A 16757-nucleotide genomic window follows, 5' to 3' on the forward strand; every position below is an offset into this window, starting at 1 on the left:
ATGGACCGCGCGCGACCCTCGCCGTCCGCCGGACGAAACCGGAACCATCACCAACGGAACTTGGTCGAAGAACGGCGCCAGACAGCCTCGGACGCCGTCGTCCTTTACATCATTCGGGCCTGCCACCGGCGAACACAAGGCCGGGAATGTCCGGTGACTCCGCTTATCGCGCGAGCACGTCCGACCTGTTCCCGACCGGATCTAGTTGATCGAGTGCCCGGATCAGTTCGGGGCCCGGCGTGAGCTGATCTCGCCGGGCCTCCGGATCCATCCGCATTTTGCCCGCCGAATCGAGCAGGTGAAGCAGGCGCTCAGCAACCTCGACCAGCGACGATCCCTCGTTCAGTTCAGTTCTCAGCAGCTTGAGCCACTCGACGTCGTGCTCTGCATCCGCCTGCACAGACCACCCCACGTCGCCCAAGACCTGTCGCCAATGCGGGCATGCCTTGCCACGTATGTCCGCAGCCGACAAGACAGCAGATACTTCGAGCAACCTCCTCCAGTACGAGACGGCGCGGGATTGGACGCTCTTCCACTGCAAAAGCTCGGTATCAGGTCCGATATCGCGAGCGAGAACGCGGAAGGACGACGCGAACTCGGCAGTGAAACAAGCGCTGGCGTCGCATGCAGAAGCTGTCAAGGTCGGCACAACAGGTTGGCGATAATCCGCGGACATCGCACTCCCGATGCGGGGATCGCCGCCCCGGTTCAGTCGCCCCACACACTGAACCAACTCGGACGCCAGACTTATCTCGGCCCGTGACCAGTCATCCGTATCGAAGATAGATTCAGCGTCACGGAAGAACGGCGATCTCCTGGCAAGGTGTCGCGCCACCTGTTCAGCGACCGCCTTCGTAGGCGCAACAAGCAAGGTGCGACGCCCGTCGCGGGCCAACTTATCAATCAGATTCGTGATCGTATTCGTCTTGCCACTGCCGGTAGAAGCAGCACACAGAAGCAAGCCCGAGCGAGTGCCAGCATCCACCTGGCCGCTCGACCACCCGTGATCGAGTAAGTCAGCGATACTGCGCGAGGTTTCCCGCGCAGCTTCTCGGGAATCACGGGCATCAGCAACAATTCGGTCCGCGCGAGCATGAGCATCATCGATGATGCGGGCCGCAGCGTCCTTGGCTGCTCGAACTATGCTCGCCGCATTGGAGATCTCATCGGCTACGGGTATCTGCTCAGTGTCAACTCCCCCACTGATAGGCGCGAGCGAGGTGTTGGCGGCAGCACAACGGATTTCGGGTGACTCGATGGCCTCGCGAAGCATCGCGATGTCGGCCAAGGTTTCTGGAGCATTCGGCACTCCGCAGTCGACAGCAAGACCGTACCAACGATGGGCGGCATCAAGATCGCCGCGCGAGAAATACTCGGCACCGAGGCTCTCAGCGGCGTGCCCGACAGCGATTCGGTCGGCCGCTACCAGCTCAGCCTCCCTGTCTGCTGGATCCATCTCCTCGACAGCCCGGTTTAGCAGGTCCATATCGAACGGCTTCAACATGTGCGTGCCCTGGTGGTCAGTCATGGGAACTCCCTCTGGACGCCGCAATATTGAAGGGCTCGGAAAGTCCATCGATACGTCGCATCAGATTCTTCTTGGCGGCGTCCAAGTGCTTTCGCAGACCTGACAGACTGATACCCATGATCTCCGCAGCTGTCCGATGTTTGAGGCCGTCCACGCGGACCAGTTCGAAGGCGCGCCGCTGTGCAGGAGTCAGGTACGAGAGCACCTGCATGAGCTCGCGGTAGCCCAGCTCAGCGAGCACCTCCTCCTCAGTCGAGATAGTAGCGTCGTCTGCGAGCGGTCCACCTTCCATCGGTGTGACCGGACGCCGCGAGCCTTCACGGTAATAGTCGGCGATCTTCCGATGTGCGATGCTGAACAGCATCGGCGTCCTCTCGTTCGTCTGCACTGGCTGCCGCTTACGCCACCAGATCACGAAACCCTTGGCCGCGTTCTGCCGAATGTCCTCGGCTACGTGGTGGTTGCCCACTCTGCGTCGGACAACTCGGTAAGCTCATCCCAGTGAGACGTTAGGAAGGTCGCGAGGTCCTCCTCATCGCCTTCCTGACCGGGATCTTTCGCGCTCACCCGTGCACGTCCGCTTGGCCGCACACCGGCGCAGTGACGACCATCGACCAACGCGCACCGTCCGGTTCATCGACCTCCACGCGAGCGTTCCCTCCAGACATAGCCAGCGTGGTGGCCACCCTGTTCATCGCCCTCCCGCGATCACGCGCACGAATCGCCTGATTGCGCATGTCTGCGACTGCCAATGCCAGACCCGTCAAGGGCCGTTCCAGAACGACCTCCTGCTGCCCGGGCACGTCGTCTGCCTTCACACCCATCGCCACCTTCCTACGTCACGGTCGGCCCAACACCGACACCCCATACATCGCGGCAGCCCACCATGAGTGCCAGTACTCGCATGAAGAAATTTCGCGTGATGGCCGATTCGCGACTGAGACGAGTGACTTGGAGCAGACGATTCGACGTCTTGTCTGCCCCTGGCCGGATCCCGACCAGGCAATACCGTTACGGGCGGCCGAGGCCGTCTAAACAACCATTGCCGCATCGTTCTCCTCAGTTCACAGCAGACTCGACTGAGCTCGATGCCAAGCCAGCACCGTGATCTGCTGAGCGGATCCCGGGGTTGCCGAGAATCGATCACCGGACGAGGCTTGCGGAGGCACTCCGCAAGCGCAGTCGGCCGGGAAGGTGCTCGATGACGAAGCCCCACGACGAGGCGTTGCCGAAGACGACGCACTCCGAAGGAACCCTGTCCTCGGGGCAGTACTGGCAGAGCTGGACCGTGGACCAGCCGGCCGGGGTGGTCGTGCTGGTCCACGGCGTGCACGAGCACAGCGGCCGGTTCCGGCACGTCGCCGAGCGGTTCGGAGCGGGCGGCTACGCCGTCTACGCCCTGGACCACCCGGGGCACGGCCGATCGCCCGGCACCCGTGGCAACATCGGCAGCATGGCCGCCGCTGTCACCGGGGTCGACCTGCTGGCACGGCTGGCCGGTGAGCGCCATGACGACGTTCCGATGTTCGTCTACGGGCACAGCATGGGCGGGCTGATCTCGCTGCAGTACCTCACCGGCACGCCGCTGGACCGGATCGCCGGTGCCGTGATCTCCGCCCCGGCGCTCGACCCCGGCCCGGTGTCGGGCGTGGAGAAGGCGTTCGCACCGCTGCTGTCGAAGCTGCTGCCCGACCTCGGCGTGCGGCGCATCGACGCGAACACCATCAGCCGCGATCCCGAGGTGGTGCGGGCCTTCCGCGCCGATCCGCTCAACCACAACGGGAGGATGCGCGCGCGGACCGCCGTCGAGATCATGCGGACCGCCGAAGCCATGCCGCAACGGCTGCCTTCGCTGACCATGCCGCTGTTCGTCCTGCACGGCGGCGCGGACCAGCTGATGCCGCCGACCGCCAGCGAGTTGGTGCGCACACGCGCCGGTTCGGCGGATCTCACCTACCGGCTCCACGAAGGCCTCTACCACGAGTCCCACAACGAGCCCGAGAAGGAGCAGGTCCTCGACGAGATCGTGGACTGGGTCGACGCGCATCGGACCGCTTGACCGAGGACCGGCGACGGCGTGGCGTCAGCCGGTGAAGTCGAACCGCCGGCGCAACTCCCACCCGCCTTGGAAGCCGATCAGCCAGGCCTCGCCGACTTCGGCCCGGATCGGCGCGAACTCCGGGACGATCTCGCGCTCCACCGCCGCCGCCGTTTCGTCCGAGGTGTTCAGCGCGACCGTCAGGTGCGGCTCGACGTCGCTACCGAATCGGCCGCCGTACGGGAGCAGATCCGGCCACCGCCGGCGAATACGGCCGCTCAGCGCGGTGAACCCGTCTTCCGGAGTCGGCCGCAGGGAAACGAATCCGCCTGCTCGACGGCACTCGCCGAGCTCCACCCCGAACCGCGGCTGACCGGCGAAAACCTCGGCCAGAGCGGCCAGAACCCGCTCGTCTAGCGCTTCAGCGGGCACGAACGGGTACAGCAGCGAAACGTGCGCGGGCACCGGCCGCACCGCGTCCGGGAACCGCGCCGCCACCGCGGCCAGCAGTCGATCAGCTTCCGGCAGCGGCACCACCAGCGCCGTAACACCGTCTTCAGGCATGCCCCTGTTCTACCCGGTGGTGAACAGCTGACCGTACTCTGCGGGGAGCACTCGGGCGGGCGATCATGTTGCGCGCACCGACCGCCCCACCCGATCCGCACCCCGAGGTAGCAGATGAGCAAGACCGACAGCGCGTCCACCCGGGCCAAAGGAAGCCCGCTGCTGCTCGTCCTGTTCGCGGTGGCCCTGGTCCCGACGTTCCTCGTCGGCTACGCGGTGGGCGCCGGATCGGCCTCCGTCGTGGGCGGGTTCGTCGCGCTGTTCTCCCTGCTCGCCTTCCTCGGCGGTCCGCTGCGGCCCGATCTGCGCCTGGCGGCGGCCTTGAGCCCGCTGCTGCTGTTCGCGGCGATCGTGCCGCGGCTGCTCGGGGAGGTCTCCCGGCCCGCTGCGATCGCGGTCATCGTGGTGATCGTGTTCGTCGCGGCGCTGCTGCCGGTGCGGGGGCCGCGGTTCGTCACGGTCGGCCTCGGTCTGGGCATGGTCACGCTGTTCGCCTACGGCATGGCGCTGCTCGGACCCGTCGGCCCCTGGCAGGTCGTCGTCGCCGCGGTGACCGGCGTGGTGATCGCCGTCTTGCTGCGCGTGCTGCTCGGCATCTCGGACCCGTCCAAGGCGACCCGCGCGAAGATCGCCGACGTCCTCGACGCCGAAGTTCCCGACCTGGACGCCGCTTTCGACACGTGGCTGGCCGACGGCCGCCGCCGCTGGCTCGGTGCAGCGCTCGGCGCGGCGTCCCGCTACCGCCTGGCCCTGCGCTCGGCCGAGGCGATCCAGCGCGCAGGCCGGGCAGAACTCGACGAGGCGTTGGCCTCCGCACGCACTCGGGCCGAGGGCCTCGCCGAACGAATTCGCGCCAAGAAACCCGCTCCGGAAGCCAGCGCAGAGCAAGCGGCCTCCGGCACGAGGCTCCTCTCCGATGCCTCGGCCGCCCTCGATGCTGTGGAGCGGGCCGTCGACGAGCGCGACACCTCGCGGGTCCCGCTGGCCGACCGGCACCACCGGTTGCGGGAAGCGGTCCTGCAGCCGAGCGTGCGGCTGCGCTCGATCCAGGTCCGGCACGCGGTGCGCACGGCGTTCGGACTGCTGCTGGCCCTGGTCCTGACCTCGTACCTGCCGCCAGGTGATCCGCTGGTCGCCACCGCGCTGATGACGACCTTCGGCATCCTGCAGGCGAGCTGGCGCGCAACGCTGTCCAAGGCCCGACCGCGCGTCATCGGCCTGCTCGCCGGAGCAGCCCTGTCGGCCGTGATCGTCTTGGTCGTGCCCACCCCGTACCTGCCCGTGGTCGCGGGGGTGGCGTTGCTGATCGGGCTGTGGAACATGATGGCCCGCCCGACCTACGCCTACACGTTCATGGTCGTGGTGACGGTCGGTTTCAACGCGTCCCTGCGGCACACCGACCCGGTCCACACCCTGGTCGAGTACGCGCTGCTGACGCTCGCCGCGGCGACCATCGGCGTCGTCATCGGTTTCGCCGTCGTCCCGGGCCTGCGCCCAGAACCCCTGCAACGCCGAATCGTCACCGCGCGGGTGGAAACCGCAGGAGCGCTGCGCGCGCTGACCGAACCGGGCAGCGCCACGAGTCCGGAAACGGTCGCCCTGAACCGAGCTGCAGCGCGAGCCCGCGCGGAGCTCACGCCCGACCGCGAACAACTCGACGACGACCAGCTCGCCGAACTCGACCGCTACCGAGCCGCCCTGAACGACCTCTCCACGCTCGGCACCACCGCAGCGCTCACCGCTCCCGAACACCTCAGTGCCGCCCTCGACGTCCTGGACGACCGAACACCACCGGCACCGGCCCGCCCGGACCGCGATGAAGCCCCCGAGGGCCTGGAACCCGTGCTGACCGGACTGGCCAACCAGGTCCGAACGACCGAGGAGAACCTCCTGGCCGCGCTCCCCGCCTAGAAGTACCAGCGCTGAGACCTAAGCCGGGCAGTTCCTCCGCAGCCGTCGCCTGCCTCCAGCACGTGCGCTGATCCGCTTCCGCGCGCGGCCATTCCACATAGAAGTGAAACGTGTTCTAATCGGGCTCGAGCGGAGCAGCGGGATCGGAGGCATACCTGTGCGATACGGCATCGTGCTGTTCAGCAGCGATCGCGGCATCTCGCCCGCCGAGGCGGCGCGGACCGCGGAGGAGGCGGGGTTCGACTCCTTCGCCGTCCCCGAGCACACCCACATCCCCGTGCGGCGGGAAGCCGCCCATCCGGGCACGGGCAGCGACGAGCTCCCCGACGACCGCTACCTGCGCACTCTCGATCCGTGGGTCGCGCTGGCCACTGCCGCATCGGTGACGCGGAGGATCACGCTGTCCACCGCCGTCGCCCTGCCGGCCGAGCACGACCCGATCTCGCTCGCGAAGACGATCGCCTCGCTCGACCACCTGTCGGGCGGACGCGTCGTGCTGGGAGCGGGATTCGGCTGGAACACCGACGAACTGGCCGATCACGGCATCCCCGGCGGCCGGCGGCGGACCGCGCTGCGCGAGTACCTGGACGCCATGCGGGCGCTGTGGACGCAGGAGGAAGCGCACTACGAGGGCGAGTTCGTGAGCTTCGGCCCGAGTTGGGCCTGGCCGAAACCCGTTCGCGCGGGGCACGTCCCGGTCCTGCTCGGCGCGGGTGGCACGGAGCGCAACCTCGCCTGGGTCGCGCGGCACGCCGATGGCTGGATCACCACGCCGATCGAGCGCGACGTCGAGGACCGGGTGCGACGACTTCGGGAGCTCTGGAGCGAGGCGGGCCGCGACGGCGAGCCGGAGGTCGTCGCGCTCGCCGGCAAACCGGATCCGGACGCGTTGACCGCCTGGGCGGACTGCGGGGTGACCGAGGTCCTGTTCGGGCTGCCGGACGCTCCGGCAGAGGACGTCATCGCCTACATCGGCCGGCTCGCCGAACGCGTCGGCGTCTCGAACGGCTCACCCGGATAGCCCAATCGCCCACTTCCGGTTTCCGACAACGATTAGTGTGTCGCGGACCCGGCATGGGGAGGCTCGACGATGGATCGCACCGGCAGCGACGACGCGCACCCGAGAACTGAGATCAGCGGACCCGAGGTGGACGTCTCCACGCCGAACGTGGCGCGGATGTACGACTACTACCTCGGCGGGGCGGCCAACTTCGCCGTCGATCGCGAAGCCGCCGAGAGGGCGCTGGCCATCACCCCGGAGATCGGCCGGTTCGCGCGGATGAACCGGCTGTTCCTCGGTCGAGCCGTGCGGTACCTGTGCGAGCAGGGCATCGACCAGTTCCTCGACCTCGGTTCCGGTGTGCCCACCGTCGGCAACGTCCACGAGATCGCCCACCAGCACGACCCGGATGCCCGGGTCGCCTACGTCGACCACGAGTCCGTGGCGGTCGCGCACGCGCGGGCGCTCCTGGTCGGCGAGCCGAACGTCAGCGTCACCCAAGCAGACATCCGCCGCCCGGCCGATGTCCTGTCCGCACCAGGCGTTTCCGGGCTGCTGGACTTCTCCCGGCCGGTGGCGGTGCTGGCCGTGGCCATCGTGCACTTCGTACCCGATGCCGACGACCCGGCCCGGATCCTGCGCACCTACCGCGAGGCCTGCGCCCCGGGCAGCTACTTGGCGCTCTCGCACGCGTCGCCCATCACGATGACCGAGAGCGAAACCCACCGCGGTCAGAACGTGTACCGCAGCACGAAGACACCGCTGGTGGTCCGCGACCGCGATGAGATCGCCGGGTTCCTCGACGGGTGCGAACTGGTCGAACCCGGTCTCGCCCCGATCAACCACTGGCCGACGGCCAACGACGAGCAGCCCGCCAACGGTTACGGCGCCGTCGGCAAGCTGCGCTGACCCGGCCGCAGTCCGCACCGGCTCGAGCTTGGTCTCCTCGCTCGAGCCGGTGCCACTTCACCGTCCGAGCGCGGGCCAGGGTGTCCGGGGGACGAGTGCTTCGATTCCGGCGGCGACCCGGAACACCGGTTCCTCGTCGAACGGGTGGCCCACGACCTGCACCCCGGTCGGCACGCCGTTGCCCGCCGCACCGCTGGGCACCGACAGCACCGGGCACCGGTTTGCGACGTTGAACGGGCTGGTCAGGTGCGCCTCCCAGTAGTGCCCGTGGTGGTGCCCGCCGAGGTCGATGCCGTCGAGGTAGTCGCCGTCGGCGTCCAGTGCGGTCACCGCGTTGGTCGGGCAGATCAGCACGTCCACGTCGGCCATCGCGGTGGCGAGGTCGCGCTGCATCGCGGCGTCCAGGGCCAGGGACTCGACGAGGCTGGTGCGCTCGGCCTGGCGGCGGGCATCGGCGATGAAGCGCTGGGCGTAGGGCGCCAGCGTCTCCACGTCACCGGACTCCTGCTCCATCGCCGGCCCCAGGATCTGGCCGAAGTGGGCGAAGATCGTGCGCATCACCTGGTCGCTCGTCCACGGCAGCTCCACCGGCACGACGACGGCACCGGCCTTCTCCAGCCGAACCACCACGTCCAGCGTGGCGGCTTCGACCTCGGGATCCACCGGGAAGTCGCCGAGCCGCACCGACAAGCCGACCCGCACACCGCGAAGCGCAGCCACCGGATCCTCCGGCAGTGCGATCGGCACGTCCTGCGGTCCCCACGAGGTGTGGTCGGCGGGATGCCGTCCGGACATGACCGACGCGAGCAGCGCGGTGTCGGCCACGGTGCGCCCCATCGGCCCGTCGCCGCGGTACCAGTCACCGCTGAGCGGTGGCAGCCCCGGAATCCGGCCGTACGGCGCTTTGTAGCCCACGGTTCCGGTGAAACCCGCGGGCACGCGAGTCGAACCCGCGATGTCGGACGCGGTCGCCAGCGTCGTCATGCCCGCGGCCAGCGCAGCGCCCGCCCCGCCCGACGAGCCGCCCGGCGTCGCGTCGAGGTTCCACGGGTTGCGGGTCACGCCCCACATGGCGCTGTGCGTCACCGTGGCGCAGCTGAACTCCGGTGTGGTCGTGCGGGCATGGATGACGCCGCCGGCCTGCCGGATCCGCTCGACCACGGGGTGGTCCGAGTCGGCCACCCGACCGGCGTGCGTGGCCAGTCCCTGCTCGATCCGCCGTCCGGCGAGGTTGTGCTTCTCCTTCGTGGCCAGGGGAATTCCCAACAGCGGCGGCGTGGGTTCCTGGGATCGGGCCGCGCGGACGTAGGCCTCCGCAGCGCGTTCCGCCTCGGCCCGCGCCTCCTCGTGGAGGGTTTCGGTGAACGCGTTGATCCAGCTGTTGACCCGCTCGGCCCGGCCGACGACGGCGTCGAGGAGCTCCACCGGTGACAGCTCCAAGCTGCGGAAGGCCCGCAGCGCGGACACGGCGTCGAGGTGGGCGAGTTCGTCCCGGGAATCCGTCATCGTCCGGTCTCCTCCCGGTCCAGCCCGCCCTGGAGCAGTTCCCAGGTCGCTTCGGTGAGCGCGTCCACGCCCACGGACATCTGCTCGTCGCTGGTGAACTCGCGCTCGCAGTGGCTCACGCCGTCGATGGACGGGATGAACATCATCAGCGCCGGGACGATGCGGTTCATCGCCACCGAGTCGTGCCCGGCCATGGTGTTGATCCGCCGGATGCCGATGCCGAGCTCGGCGGCCACCTTCTCGCTGAGCTCCAGGCCTTCCTCCGGGAAGCTCTGCACCGGCCGGACGTCGAAGTCCCGGACGTCGATGGTCAGGTCGTGCTCGCTCGCCACCGCCGCGATCCGCTCCAGCAGCAGCGCGCGGGCTTCGCGGACGATCTCCGGCCGGTTGGCCCGGAGGTCGGCGACGAGGTGGACCCGGCGGGGCACGACGATCGGCGAGTTCGGTTCCAGGGTGAGCTGGCCGACCGACGACACGATGGACTCCGGCTCGAAGTCCTGGGTCACGTCGTGGACGAGCACCACGACCTTGGACGCGGCCACCAGCGCGTCGCGGCGGTCGGCCATCGCGGTCGCGCCGGTGTGCGACTGCTCCCCCAGCACCTCGACGTCGAGCTTCTGGGTGTACCAGCTGTGGTCCACCGCGCCGAGCTCGATGCCCTCCCGCTCCAGGATCGGCCCCTGCTCGATGTGGATCTCGGCGTAGGCGACCGGGGTGGGCCGCTCGTCGGTGCCGCGGTAGCCGATGGCGTCCAGGGCGTCGGCGACGGTGACGCCCGCGAGGTCGGTGACCTGCAGCATCTCCTGCTCGTCCATCAGCCCGGCGAAGACCGAGCTGCCCATGATCGACGGCGGGAACCGGCCGCCTTCCTCGTTGAACCAGTCGACGACGGCGAGGTTGTGCTTCGGGGCCGGTTCGCCCGCCGCGACCCGTGCGGCGAGCCGGTCCGCAGCGTGCAGGGCGGCGATCACGCCGTAGGCGCCGTCGAACCGGCCACCGCGCGGCTGGCTGTCCAGGTGCGAGCCGACCAGCACGTAGTCGGCGTCCGGATGCCACTCCACCAGGGCGAACAGGTTGCCGATCGAGTCGACGCGCACCGACCAGCCGCGCGCCTCCGCGAAGGCGACGAACCAGTCCCGCATCTCCTTGTCCTCGGGTGTCGCCGCCTGCCGCTCGACGCCGTTCGCCGGCGTCGCCCCGATCGCGGCGACCTGGTGGAAGTCGGTCAGGAAGGATTCGGAACTCATCGGGCAACCTCCACGTCCACGCGCTGCCGGGTCTCGGGCACCCGGGTGGCGATCAGCAGTACGAACACGATCAACCCGGCGACGGCCATGTACCAGCCGGGCGCCGACGGGACTTCGGTGCGCCCGACGAGGTAGGTGCCGACGAACGGCGCCGTGCCGCCGAACAGGGCGTACGCGACGTTGTAGCTCACCGCTGCCGAGGTGAACCGGGTCCTGGTCGTGAAGATCTCGACGAAGAAGGCGTAGCAGCCGCCGCCGTAGGTGATCAAGCAAAGCACGAACAGCGACTGGCCGAGCAGCGCGAGGCCGAGGGAGCCGCTGGTGACCAGGCTGAACGACGGCACGGCCAGCAGCGCGAGGGCGAGGGATCCCGCCAGCAGCATGGGTTTTCGGCCGACCCGGTCCCCGACGATGCCGCCGACGGGCAGCAGCACGGCGTAGAGCAGCATCGCCGCGGCGTTGGCCAGCAGCGACTCCTCCCGGCTCAGACCACCGGATCCCTGCAGGTAGGAGACGAAGTAGCCGCTGAGGAAGTAGAAGCCGAGCGCGGTCAGGCCCATGACGAAGCCGACCTGCAGCATGCGGACCTTGTTCTCGCGGAACGCTTCCCGGACCGGGGCGTGCTCGCGGCCTTCGGCCTTCCGCAGCACCTGCTGGAACGCCGGGCTCTCCTCGGTCCGGCTGCGGATCCACAGGCCGACGAAGGCCAGCGGCAGCGCCAGCAGGAACGGGATCCGCCAGCCGTAGGACTGGAACGCCTCCGGGCTCAGGACGTTCGACAGCACGAAGATCAGGGTTCCGCCGAACACCGAGGGCAGCGCCGTCGCCGACAGGGTGATGCCGAGCCAGAAGCCGCGCTTGTCCAGCGGGGCGTGCTCGAAGACGAAAGCCGGTGCGCCCACCGACTCACCACCGGCCGAGAAGCCCTGCGCGAGGCGGCACAGCACCAGCAGGGCGGGTGCGGCGGCGCCGATCGTGGCGTAGCCCGGCAGCAGGCCGATCATCGTCGTGGCGAAACCGATGGTCAGCAGCGTGATGTAGAGGACCTTGCGCCGACCGATCCGGTCGCCGAGAGCGCCGAAGAACAGACCGCCGAGCGGGCGGACGAAGAACGCGACGCCGAAGGTGGCGAACGTGGAGAGCATGCTGGCCAGCGGGCTCGCACCGGGGAAGAACAGCGCGGCGAGGGTGACCGCGGACAGTCCGTAGAGCGTGAAGTCGTAGAACTCGATGAACTGACCGACGCTGCCACCGGCCAGGACTCGCTTCTGCAGGCCCGAAGGGGCGCGGGTCGGGGCGCCGGAAGCGGTAGGTGCGCTGGTCCTCAATGGGCTGCTCCCAACAGGAAGTGCGGCGGGGAACCGGAGACCTCGCCGTCGCAGGTGTGCCCATGCTGGTCAGCCGGATGTGATCTGTCCAACAGATTCGAGTGGAACTGCGCGATCGGCTCAGTCGATGGAAGGCCCCGGCGCGACGCCGTAGACGCGCAGGCAGATCTCCTCGAAGGCCCGCGACTTCAGGGTGGGGAGGCTGCCGGCGGGCCGCACCAGCAGCACCTCGATCGGCGGCAGCTCCTCCAGCACGGGCAGCGGGACGATCGGGCTGCCCGCGTAGGTGAGCTCGTGCGGTAATCGCTGGTTGAGGACCGAGTAGCCGTGGCCGCGGGCGACGAAGGCCCGGACCGTCTCGTACCCGCTGGCGCGGTGGCGGATCTTCGGTGCGACGCCGAGGAGCTTGAACAGGCTGAGGTAGTACTCGCGGCTGTGCGGCAGGTCCAGCAGGATCAGCGGTTCGTCGGCCAGTTCGCGCAGGCTCACCGGTCGCTGCGGGGTGGCGGCCAGCGGATGCTCCGGCGAGACGATGACGTGCGGCGGGATGCGCCGCAGCACCCGGCGCGGCAGCTCACCGCCGAGCCCGAGGTCGTACATCAGCGCGACCTCGCACCTGCCGTCGCGCAGCGCCCGACGCACGAACTCCTGGTCGCCCTCCAGGAACGACAGGTGCACCCCCGGGTGCTCGCGCTCGAACTCCTCGAGGATGAGCGAGGCCCGGAACGGTGCCAGCGGCCCGAAGATCCCGACGGTGAGGTCTCCGACCAGCGTCGGTCCTTCCTCCCGCACCAACCCCGGCAGCTGGTCGGCCTCCTCGAGCAGCAGCAGTCCGCTCTCGTGCAGGCGCCGTCCGGCGGGTGTGAGGCGCAGGCCGCGGCGCGGGAGCCTGGTGAACAGCGCGGTGCCCATCGTCTGCTCCAGCTGGGCGACCGCGGACGACAGCGTCGACTGGGTGACGTTGAGCGCGGCAGCCGCGGCCGTCATGTTCTCCAACTCGGCCACCGCGCAGAAGTAGCGGAGCTGGACCAGGGTGAACGACCGCGTCATGGCACAACATGCTGCCATCACGCCGATTCCGAGAACACCACGTCGTGCGGTCCCGACGCGGGCGTCCTCCCGCTCCTCGGCGATGGCTCGAGTGCCCGTTTTCGACCTTTCGCCTCCGATGCGCCGGAGGCACAGCCCACCCTGGCAGCACCACCCGAAACGGGTTCTAAAATTGCAGGTCGGAACGGGAGGGGCGGCATGCCTGAAGAACGCGGTGGGCATTTCGTGCGCTCGGTGGAGCGGACGCTGTCGGTGCTGCGCGCCTTCTCCCCCGACCGGTCCGAGCTGACGTTGACCGAGGTGGCCCAGGCCAGCGGGCTGGACCGGGCCGGGGCCCGCCGGATCCTGCTCACCCTCGTCGACCTCGGCTACGTGCGGCACGACGAGCGGCACTTCGCGCTGACCTCGCAGGTGCTGGAGTTCGGCTACGCCTACCTGTCCACCCGGTCGCTGCCGCAGATCGCCGAACCGCACCTGCGCCGGCTCACCCGGGAACTGCGCGAGATGACCGCGCTCGCGGTGCTCGAGGGCGACGAGATCTGCTACGTCGCGCAAGTGCCCAGCCCGAAGCTGCTCGCGGTGACGATCCCGGTGGGCACCCGGTTCCCGGCGCACGCGACGTCCATGGGAAAAGCGCTGCTGGCCGGCATGCTGCCGGAGCACCTGGAGGTCCGGCTGCGGTCGATGGACCTGGCGCAGCTCACCCCGCACACCACGACGACGCGGGAGCAGCTGCTCGCCGAGCTGGCCAAGGTCCGCAAGCAGGGGTTCGTCATCTCCGATGACGAGTTGGAGGAGGGCCTGCGCGGCGTCGCGGCACCGGTCCGGGACGCCGACGGGAAGGTCATCGCCGCGGTCAACGTCTCGCTGCACTCCCACAGCTCGACCGAGGAGAGCGTGCGACGCGACATCGTGCCGCGACTGGTGGCCACCGCTTCCCGGATCGAGTCCGACTTCCGCCTGAAACCAGCGCACCACAGCCGGTGAGCTCCAGCCGACGGCGGATCACCACTGCACCGAGCTGAGCTCGGCCACCGGCCGGCCTGAACGGCGTGTTGTCGCTGTTCAGGCCGGCGGATGTCCGCGATCAGCCGGTGACCGCGGCGTGTCCGCGCACCACCGCCGGGGACGGCGCGGTGGGCAGCTCCGGCTTCGCCGGGGTCGCGTCGTGAGCAGGCGGGGTCTCGCTCTGCACCGGCGGGGTTTCCTGCACGGGCGGCACCGGAGGCGTCTCCTCCTCCACCGGTGGCGTGTCGTTCTCGACGGGAGGGATCTCGTTCTCGACGGGCGGCTCTTCCTCCTCCACTGGTGGCATCTCGCCCTCGACCGGCGGCGTCTCCTCCTCGACCGGAGGCACTTCGCCCTCCACCGGCGGGGTCTCGTCCTCGACCGGAGGCGTCTGCACCGGGTGGTCCACGATGGGCGCGTTGACGCAGTCGATGTCCACCGGGGCCAGGATCAGCACGACTCCGCCGGTCACCGTGATGTTGCCGCACACCTGGGTCGGCGCCACGTTGGTGTTGTTGCCGTTGCCGAGGTTGATGCCCTCGTCTCCCGCGGTGTCCGCGAACGCCGGAGTTCCTCCGGTGAGCATTCCGATGCCAGCGGCGAATGCGCCTGCGAGGCAAGCACTTCTACGCATGGGTTCCTCCCGCGTCGTCGTCGTTCAGAGGTGCTTCCATCCACGGTGGTGTCGGCTCCCGACCCGCTTGCTCACCTGTTGTCGGCAGCGTCCGGCGCCGGCCGGTAAGTACCCGCCGACGACTCGAACTGGATGATCAAGTGCCGAGCGGACGCTAGCCGCGTCCTCGCCACCGGCGGCACCGGCCGGTCGGATCCGCGCTCGGGAGAACAGCGCCTGATCAGGACGAACAAGACCGAGCGACCAGCAAAACGAGAATGTTACTCATATTTGCTCGCTCGATGGTGTCGGTTTTTTAGCTCGACCGAGCGACAAAAGGGACGCAGCGACGCACTCGCCACTCGGCGGACCGCAGACGGCGAGGAATGTTCGCTGGACGACCGCCGGTGTCGCGGTGCGAACTCGCCCCAACTCGGCGAGCAGATCGGCGGACGAGTCCGCGGCGCCACCTCCCCGTCGCTGTTCTCGCAGCTCAACGGCTTCCGGGATGAGATCCGCAGCACAAGGTGACCGGGCCCACGGATGTTCACGTGGCGTGCATCACGGACTTCCAGCGCCGTTTCCGTGCCTAACATCCCGGCACACCTCGCCACGTCGGGTTCCTCTCCGCTCAACCGCGGAGGGGAACCCCTCGGCGCACACCCTTGACCCCAGCGCAGCGGGAGGGCGGAAGTGACCGGCAGGATTCGGAACCGGCAACTGGCGGCGAAGATCGTCGAAGCCGAGGAGGCCGCCGAGCTGATCGAACCCGGCGACAACGTCGGCATGAGCGGGTTCACCGGCGCCGGCTACCCCAAGGAAGTACCGGGGGCGCTGGCCAAGCGGGTGGCCGGGGCGAACGCCGAAGGCCGGCCGATGCAGATCGGCCTGTGGACCGGCGCGTCCACGGCCCCGGAGCTCGACGGCGCCCTCGCCGAGGTCGACGGCATCGACGTGCGCCTGCCCTACCAGTCCGACCCGGTCACCCGGGAACGGATCAACTCCGGGCGGATGGACTACACCGACATCCACCTCTCGCACGTCGCGCAGCGGGCCTGGCAGGGCATCTTCGGCGAGCTGGACGTGGCCGTCGTGGAGGTCAGCGGCATCACCGCCGAGGGCCACCTGATCCCGTCCGCCTCGGTGGGCAACAACAAGACCTGGCTGGACCGGGCCGACAAGGTGATCCTCGAGGTCAACTCGTGGCAGAGCGAGCACCTCGACGGCATGCACGACATCTACTACGGCACCGCGCTGCCACCGGAGCGCAAGCCGATCCCGATCACGCACCCCGCGGACCGGATCGGCGTGCCGTACCTGGAGTGCCCGCCGGAGAAGGTGATCGCCGTCGTGGAGACCGAATCTCCCGACCGCAACACGGTCTTCACCCCGCCCGACGAGAACTCCGAGCGGATCGCCGGGCACGTGCTGGACTTCCTGGAGTCCGAGGTGCGCGTCGGCCGGATCCCGCGCGGCCTGCTGCCGCTGCAGTCCGGGGTGGGCAACGTCGCCAACGCCGTGCTCGCCGGGCTCGGGAACGGCCCGTTCGACCAGCTCACCGCCTACACCGAGGTGATCCAGGACGGGATGCTGCAGCTGCTCGAGTCCGACAAGCTGCGGATCGCCTCGGCCACCGCGTTCTCGCTGAGCCCGGCGGCGGTGGACCGGTTCAACCGGAACGCGGCCGACTTCCGGGACCGGATCGTGCTGCGCCCGCAGGAGATCAGCAACCACCCCGAGGTCGTGCGCCGGCTCGGCTGCCTGGCGATGAACGGCATCGTGGAGGCCGACATCTACGGCAACATCAACTCCACCCACCTGATGGGCAGCCGGATCCAGAACGGCATCGGCGGTTCGGGCGACTTCGCGCGCAACGCCTACGTGTCGATCTTCATGACGCCCTCGGTGGCCAAGGGCGGCGCGGTGTCGTCGATCGTGCCGATGGTCTCGCACGTCGACCACACCGAGCACGACGTGGACGTCATCGTGACCGAGCAGGGCTTGGCCGACCTGCGCGGCCTGTCGCCCCGCAAGCGAGCGGAGCGGATCATCGAC

The 16757-nt window shown here is 69.1% G+C and carries 13 protein-coding genes and 1 pseudogene; 6 read left to right on the forward strand and 8 right to left on the reverse strand.

Translation table 11 applies throughout. From position 1 onward, the window contains the following. Positions 1-163 precede the first annotated feature (163 nt). Positions 164-1528 (reverse strand): DEAD/DEAH box helicase family protein, encoded by a 1365-nt coding sequence (locus ABTZ89_RS21100; protein WP_351047220.1) that lies wholly within the window; start codon positions 1526-1528, stop codon positions 164-166. After that, positions 1521-2006 (reverse strand): annotated as a pseudogene (locus ABTZ89_RS21105) (RNA polymerase sigma factor); the annotation flags it as partial. The gene ABTZ89_RS21100 and the pseudogene ABTZ89_RS21105, both read right to left, overlap by 8 nt. A 723-nt stretch (positions 2007-2729) precedes the next feature. Here ABTZ89_RS21105 and ABTZ89_RS21110 point away from each other — a divergent pair. After that, positions 2730-3587 carry an alpha/beta hydrolase gene (locus ABTZ89_RS21110; protein ID WP_270951185.1) on the forward strand — a complete coding sequence of 286 codons (858 nt, stop codon included), beginning with the start codon at positions 2730-2732 and terminating at the stop codon, positions 3585-3587. 24 nt (positions 3588-3611) lie between these two features. Here ABTZ89_RS21110 and ABTZ89_RS21115 read toward each other — a convergent pair whose 3' ends face one another. Beyond that, complete coding sequence (locus ABTZ89_RS21115; RefSeq protein WP_351047223.1) at positions 3612-4130, reverse strand: 2'-5' RNA ligase family protein; 519 nt, start codon at positions 4128-4130, stop codon at positions 3612-3614. Between the two features lie 114 nt (positions 4131-4244). On the opposite strand from ABTZ89_RS21115, the gene ABTZ89_RS21120 reads away from it, so the two are divergent. The 3 genes from ABTZ89_RS21120 to ABTZ89_RS21130 all read left to right on the forward strand — a co-directional run bounded on the left by ABTZ89_RS21120 (position 4245) and on the right by ABTZ89_RS21130 (position 7950). Continuing rightward, positions 4245-6041, forward strand: a complete 1797-nt coding sequence (locus tag ABTZ89_RS21120) for an FUSC family protein (RefSeq protein ID WP_351047226.1) — start codon at positions 4245-4247, stop codon at positions 6039-6041. Positions 6042-6198: 157 nt separating this feature from the next. Next, entirely contained in the window at positions 6199-7062 is an 864-nt protein-coding gene (locus ABTZ89_RS21125) for an LLM class F420-dependent oxidoreductase (RefSeq protein ID WP_351047228.1), read from the forward strand. A 69-nt stretch (positions 7063-7131) separates the two neighbouring features. Next, positions 7132-7950: an SAM-dependent methyltransferase gene (locus ABTZ89_RS21130; RefSeq protein ID WP_351047231.1), complete on the forward strand. Its 819-nt coding sequence runs from the start codon at positions 7132-7134 to the stop codon at positions 7948-7950. 57 nt (positions 7951-8007) lie between these two features. On the opposite strand, the gene ABTZ89_RS21135 is transcribed toward ABTZ89_RS21130, so the two are convergent. The 4 genes from ABTZ89_RS21135 to ABTZ89_RS21150 form a co-directional block, all read right to left on the reverse strand. Next, complete coding sequence (locus ABTZ89_RS21135; protein WP_351047234.1) at positions 8008-9456, reverse strand: amidase; 1449 nt, start codon at positions 9454-9456, stop codon at positions 8008-8010. Beyond that, positions 9453-10703, reverse strand: coding sequence for a M20 family metallo-hydrolase (locus ABTZ89_RS21140; RefSeq protein WP_351047237.1), 1251 nt, complete (start codon positions 10701-10703; stop codon positions 9453-9455). Before ABTZ89_RS21140 ends, ABTZ89_RS21135 begins: the two co-directional genes overlap by 4 nt. Next, the gene (locus tag ABTZ89_RS21145) at positions 10700-12031 is read right to left on the reverse strand and encodes an MFS transporter (protein WP_270951175.1); all 1332 of its coding nucleotides are present in this window, start codon (positions 12029-12031) and stop codon (positions 10700-10702) included. The genes ABTZ89_RS21140 and ABTZ89_RS21145 overlap by 4 nt, the downstream gene beginning before the upstream one ends. Positions 12032-12151: 120 nt before the next feature. Beyond that, on the reverse strand, positions 12152-13081 hold the full coding sequence (locus ABTZ89_RS21150; protein ID WP_270951174.1) for a LysR family transcriptional regulator: 930 nt from the start codon (positions 13079-13081) through the stop codon (positions 12152-12154). 198 nt (positions 13082-13279) lie between these two features. Between ABTZ89_RS21150 and ABTZ89_RS21155 the strand changes: the two genes are divergently transcribed. Further along, entirely contained in the window at positions 13280-14068 is a 789-nt protein-coding gene (locus tag ABTZ89_RS21155; protein WP_351047242.1) for an IclR family transcriptional regulator domain-containing protein, read from the forward strand. A gap of 100 nt (positions 14069-14168) precedes the next feature. Here the strand turns inward: ABTZ89_RS21155 and ABTZ89_RS21160 are convergent, their stop codons facing one another. Beyond that, a complete protein-coding gene (locus ABTZ89_RS21160; RefSeq protein ID WP_351047244.1) occupies positions 14169-14723 on the reverse strand; it encodes a hypothetical protein in 555 nt (184 codons plus the stop codon). Between the two features lie 672 nt (positions 14724-15395). On the opposite strand from ABTZ89_RS21160, the gene scpC reads away from it, so the two are divergent. Further along, positions 15396-16757, forward strand: a 1362-nt coding sequence (gene scpC / locus ABTZ89_RS21165) for a succinyl-CoA:acetate CoA-transferase ScpC (protein ID WP_351047247.1), incomplete at its 3' end; no start/stop codon positions are given.

It is taken from the genome of Saccharopolyspora sp. NPDC002686 (genome assembly GCF_040295745.1).
GTDB classification, from domain to species: domain Bacteria; phylum Actinomycetota; class Actinomycetes; order Mycobacteriales; family Pseudonocardiaceae; genus Saccharopolyspora; species Saccharopolyspora oryzae.

Coding starts and splice junctions, on each gene's coding strand:
- ABTZ89_RS21100 (WP_351047220.1), bottom strand. CDS start 1,528: ATGACTGACCACCAGGGCACGCACATGTTGAAGCCGTTCGATATGGAC.
- ABTZ89_RS21140 (WP_351047237.1), bottom strand. CDS start 10,703: ATGAGTTCCGAATCCTTCCTGACCGACTTCCACCAGGTCGCCGCGATC.
- ABTZ89_RS21120 (WP_351047226.1), top strand. CDS start 4,245: ATGAGCAAGACCGACAGCGCGTCCACCCGGGCCAAAGGAAGCCCGCTG.
- ABTZ89_RS21135 (WP_351047234.1), bottom strand. CDS start 9,456: ATGACGGATTCCCGGGACGAACTCGCCCACCTCGACGCCGTGTCCGCG.
- ABTZ89_RS21115 (WP_351047223.1), bottom strand. CDS start 4,130: ATGCCTGAAGACGGTGTTACGGCGCTGGTGGTGCCGCTGCCGGAAGCT.
- ABTZ89_RS21160 (WP_351047244.1), bottom strand. CDS start 14,723: ATGCGTAGAAGTGCTTGCCTCGCAGGCGCATTCGCCGCTGGCATCGGA.
- ABTZ89_RS21130 (WP_351047231.1), top strand. CDS start 7,132: ATGGATCGCACCGGCAGCGACGACGCGCACCCGAGAACTGAGATCAGC.
- ABTZ89_RS21155 (WP_351047242.1), top strand. CDS start 13,280: ATGCCTGAAGAACGCGGTGGGCATTTCGTGCGCTCGGTGGAGCGGACG.
- ABTZ89_RS21150 (WP_270951174.1), bottom strand. CDS start 13,081: ATGACGCGGTCGTTCACCCTGGTCCAGCTCCGCTACTTCTGCGCGGTG.
- ABTZ89_RS21110 (WP_270951185.1), top strand. CDS start 2,730: ATGACGAAGCCCCACGACGAGGCGTTGCCGAAGACGACGCACTCCGAA.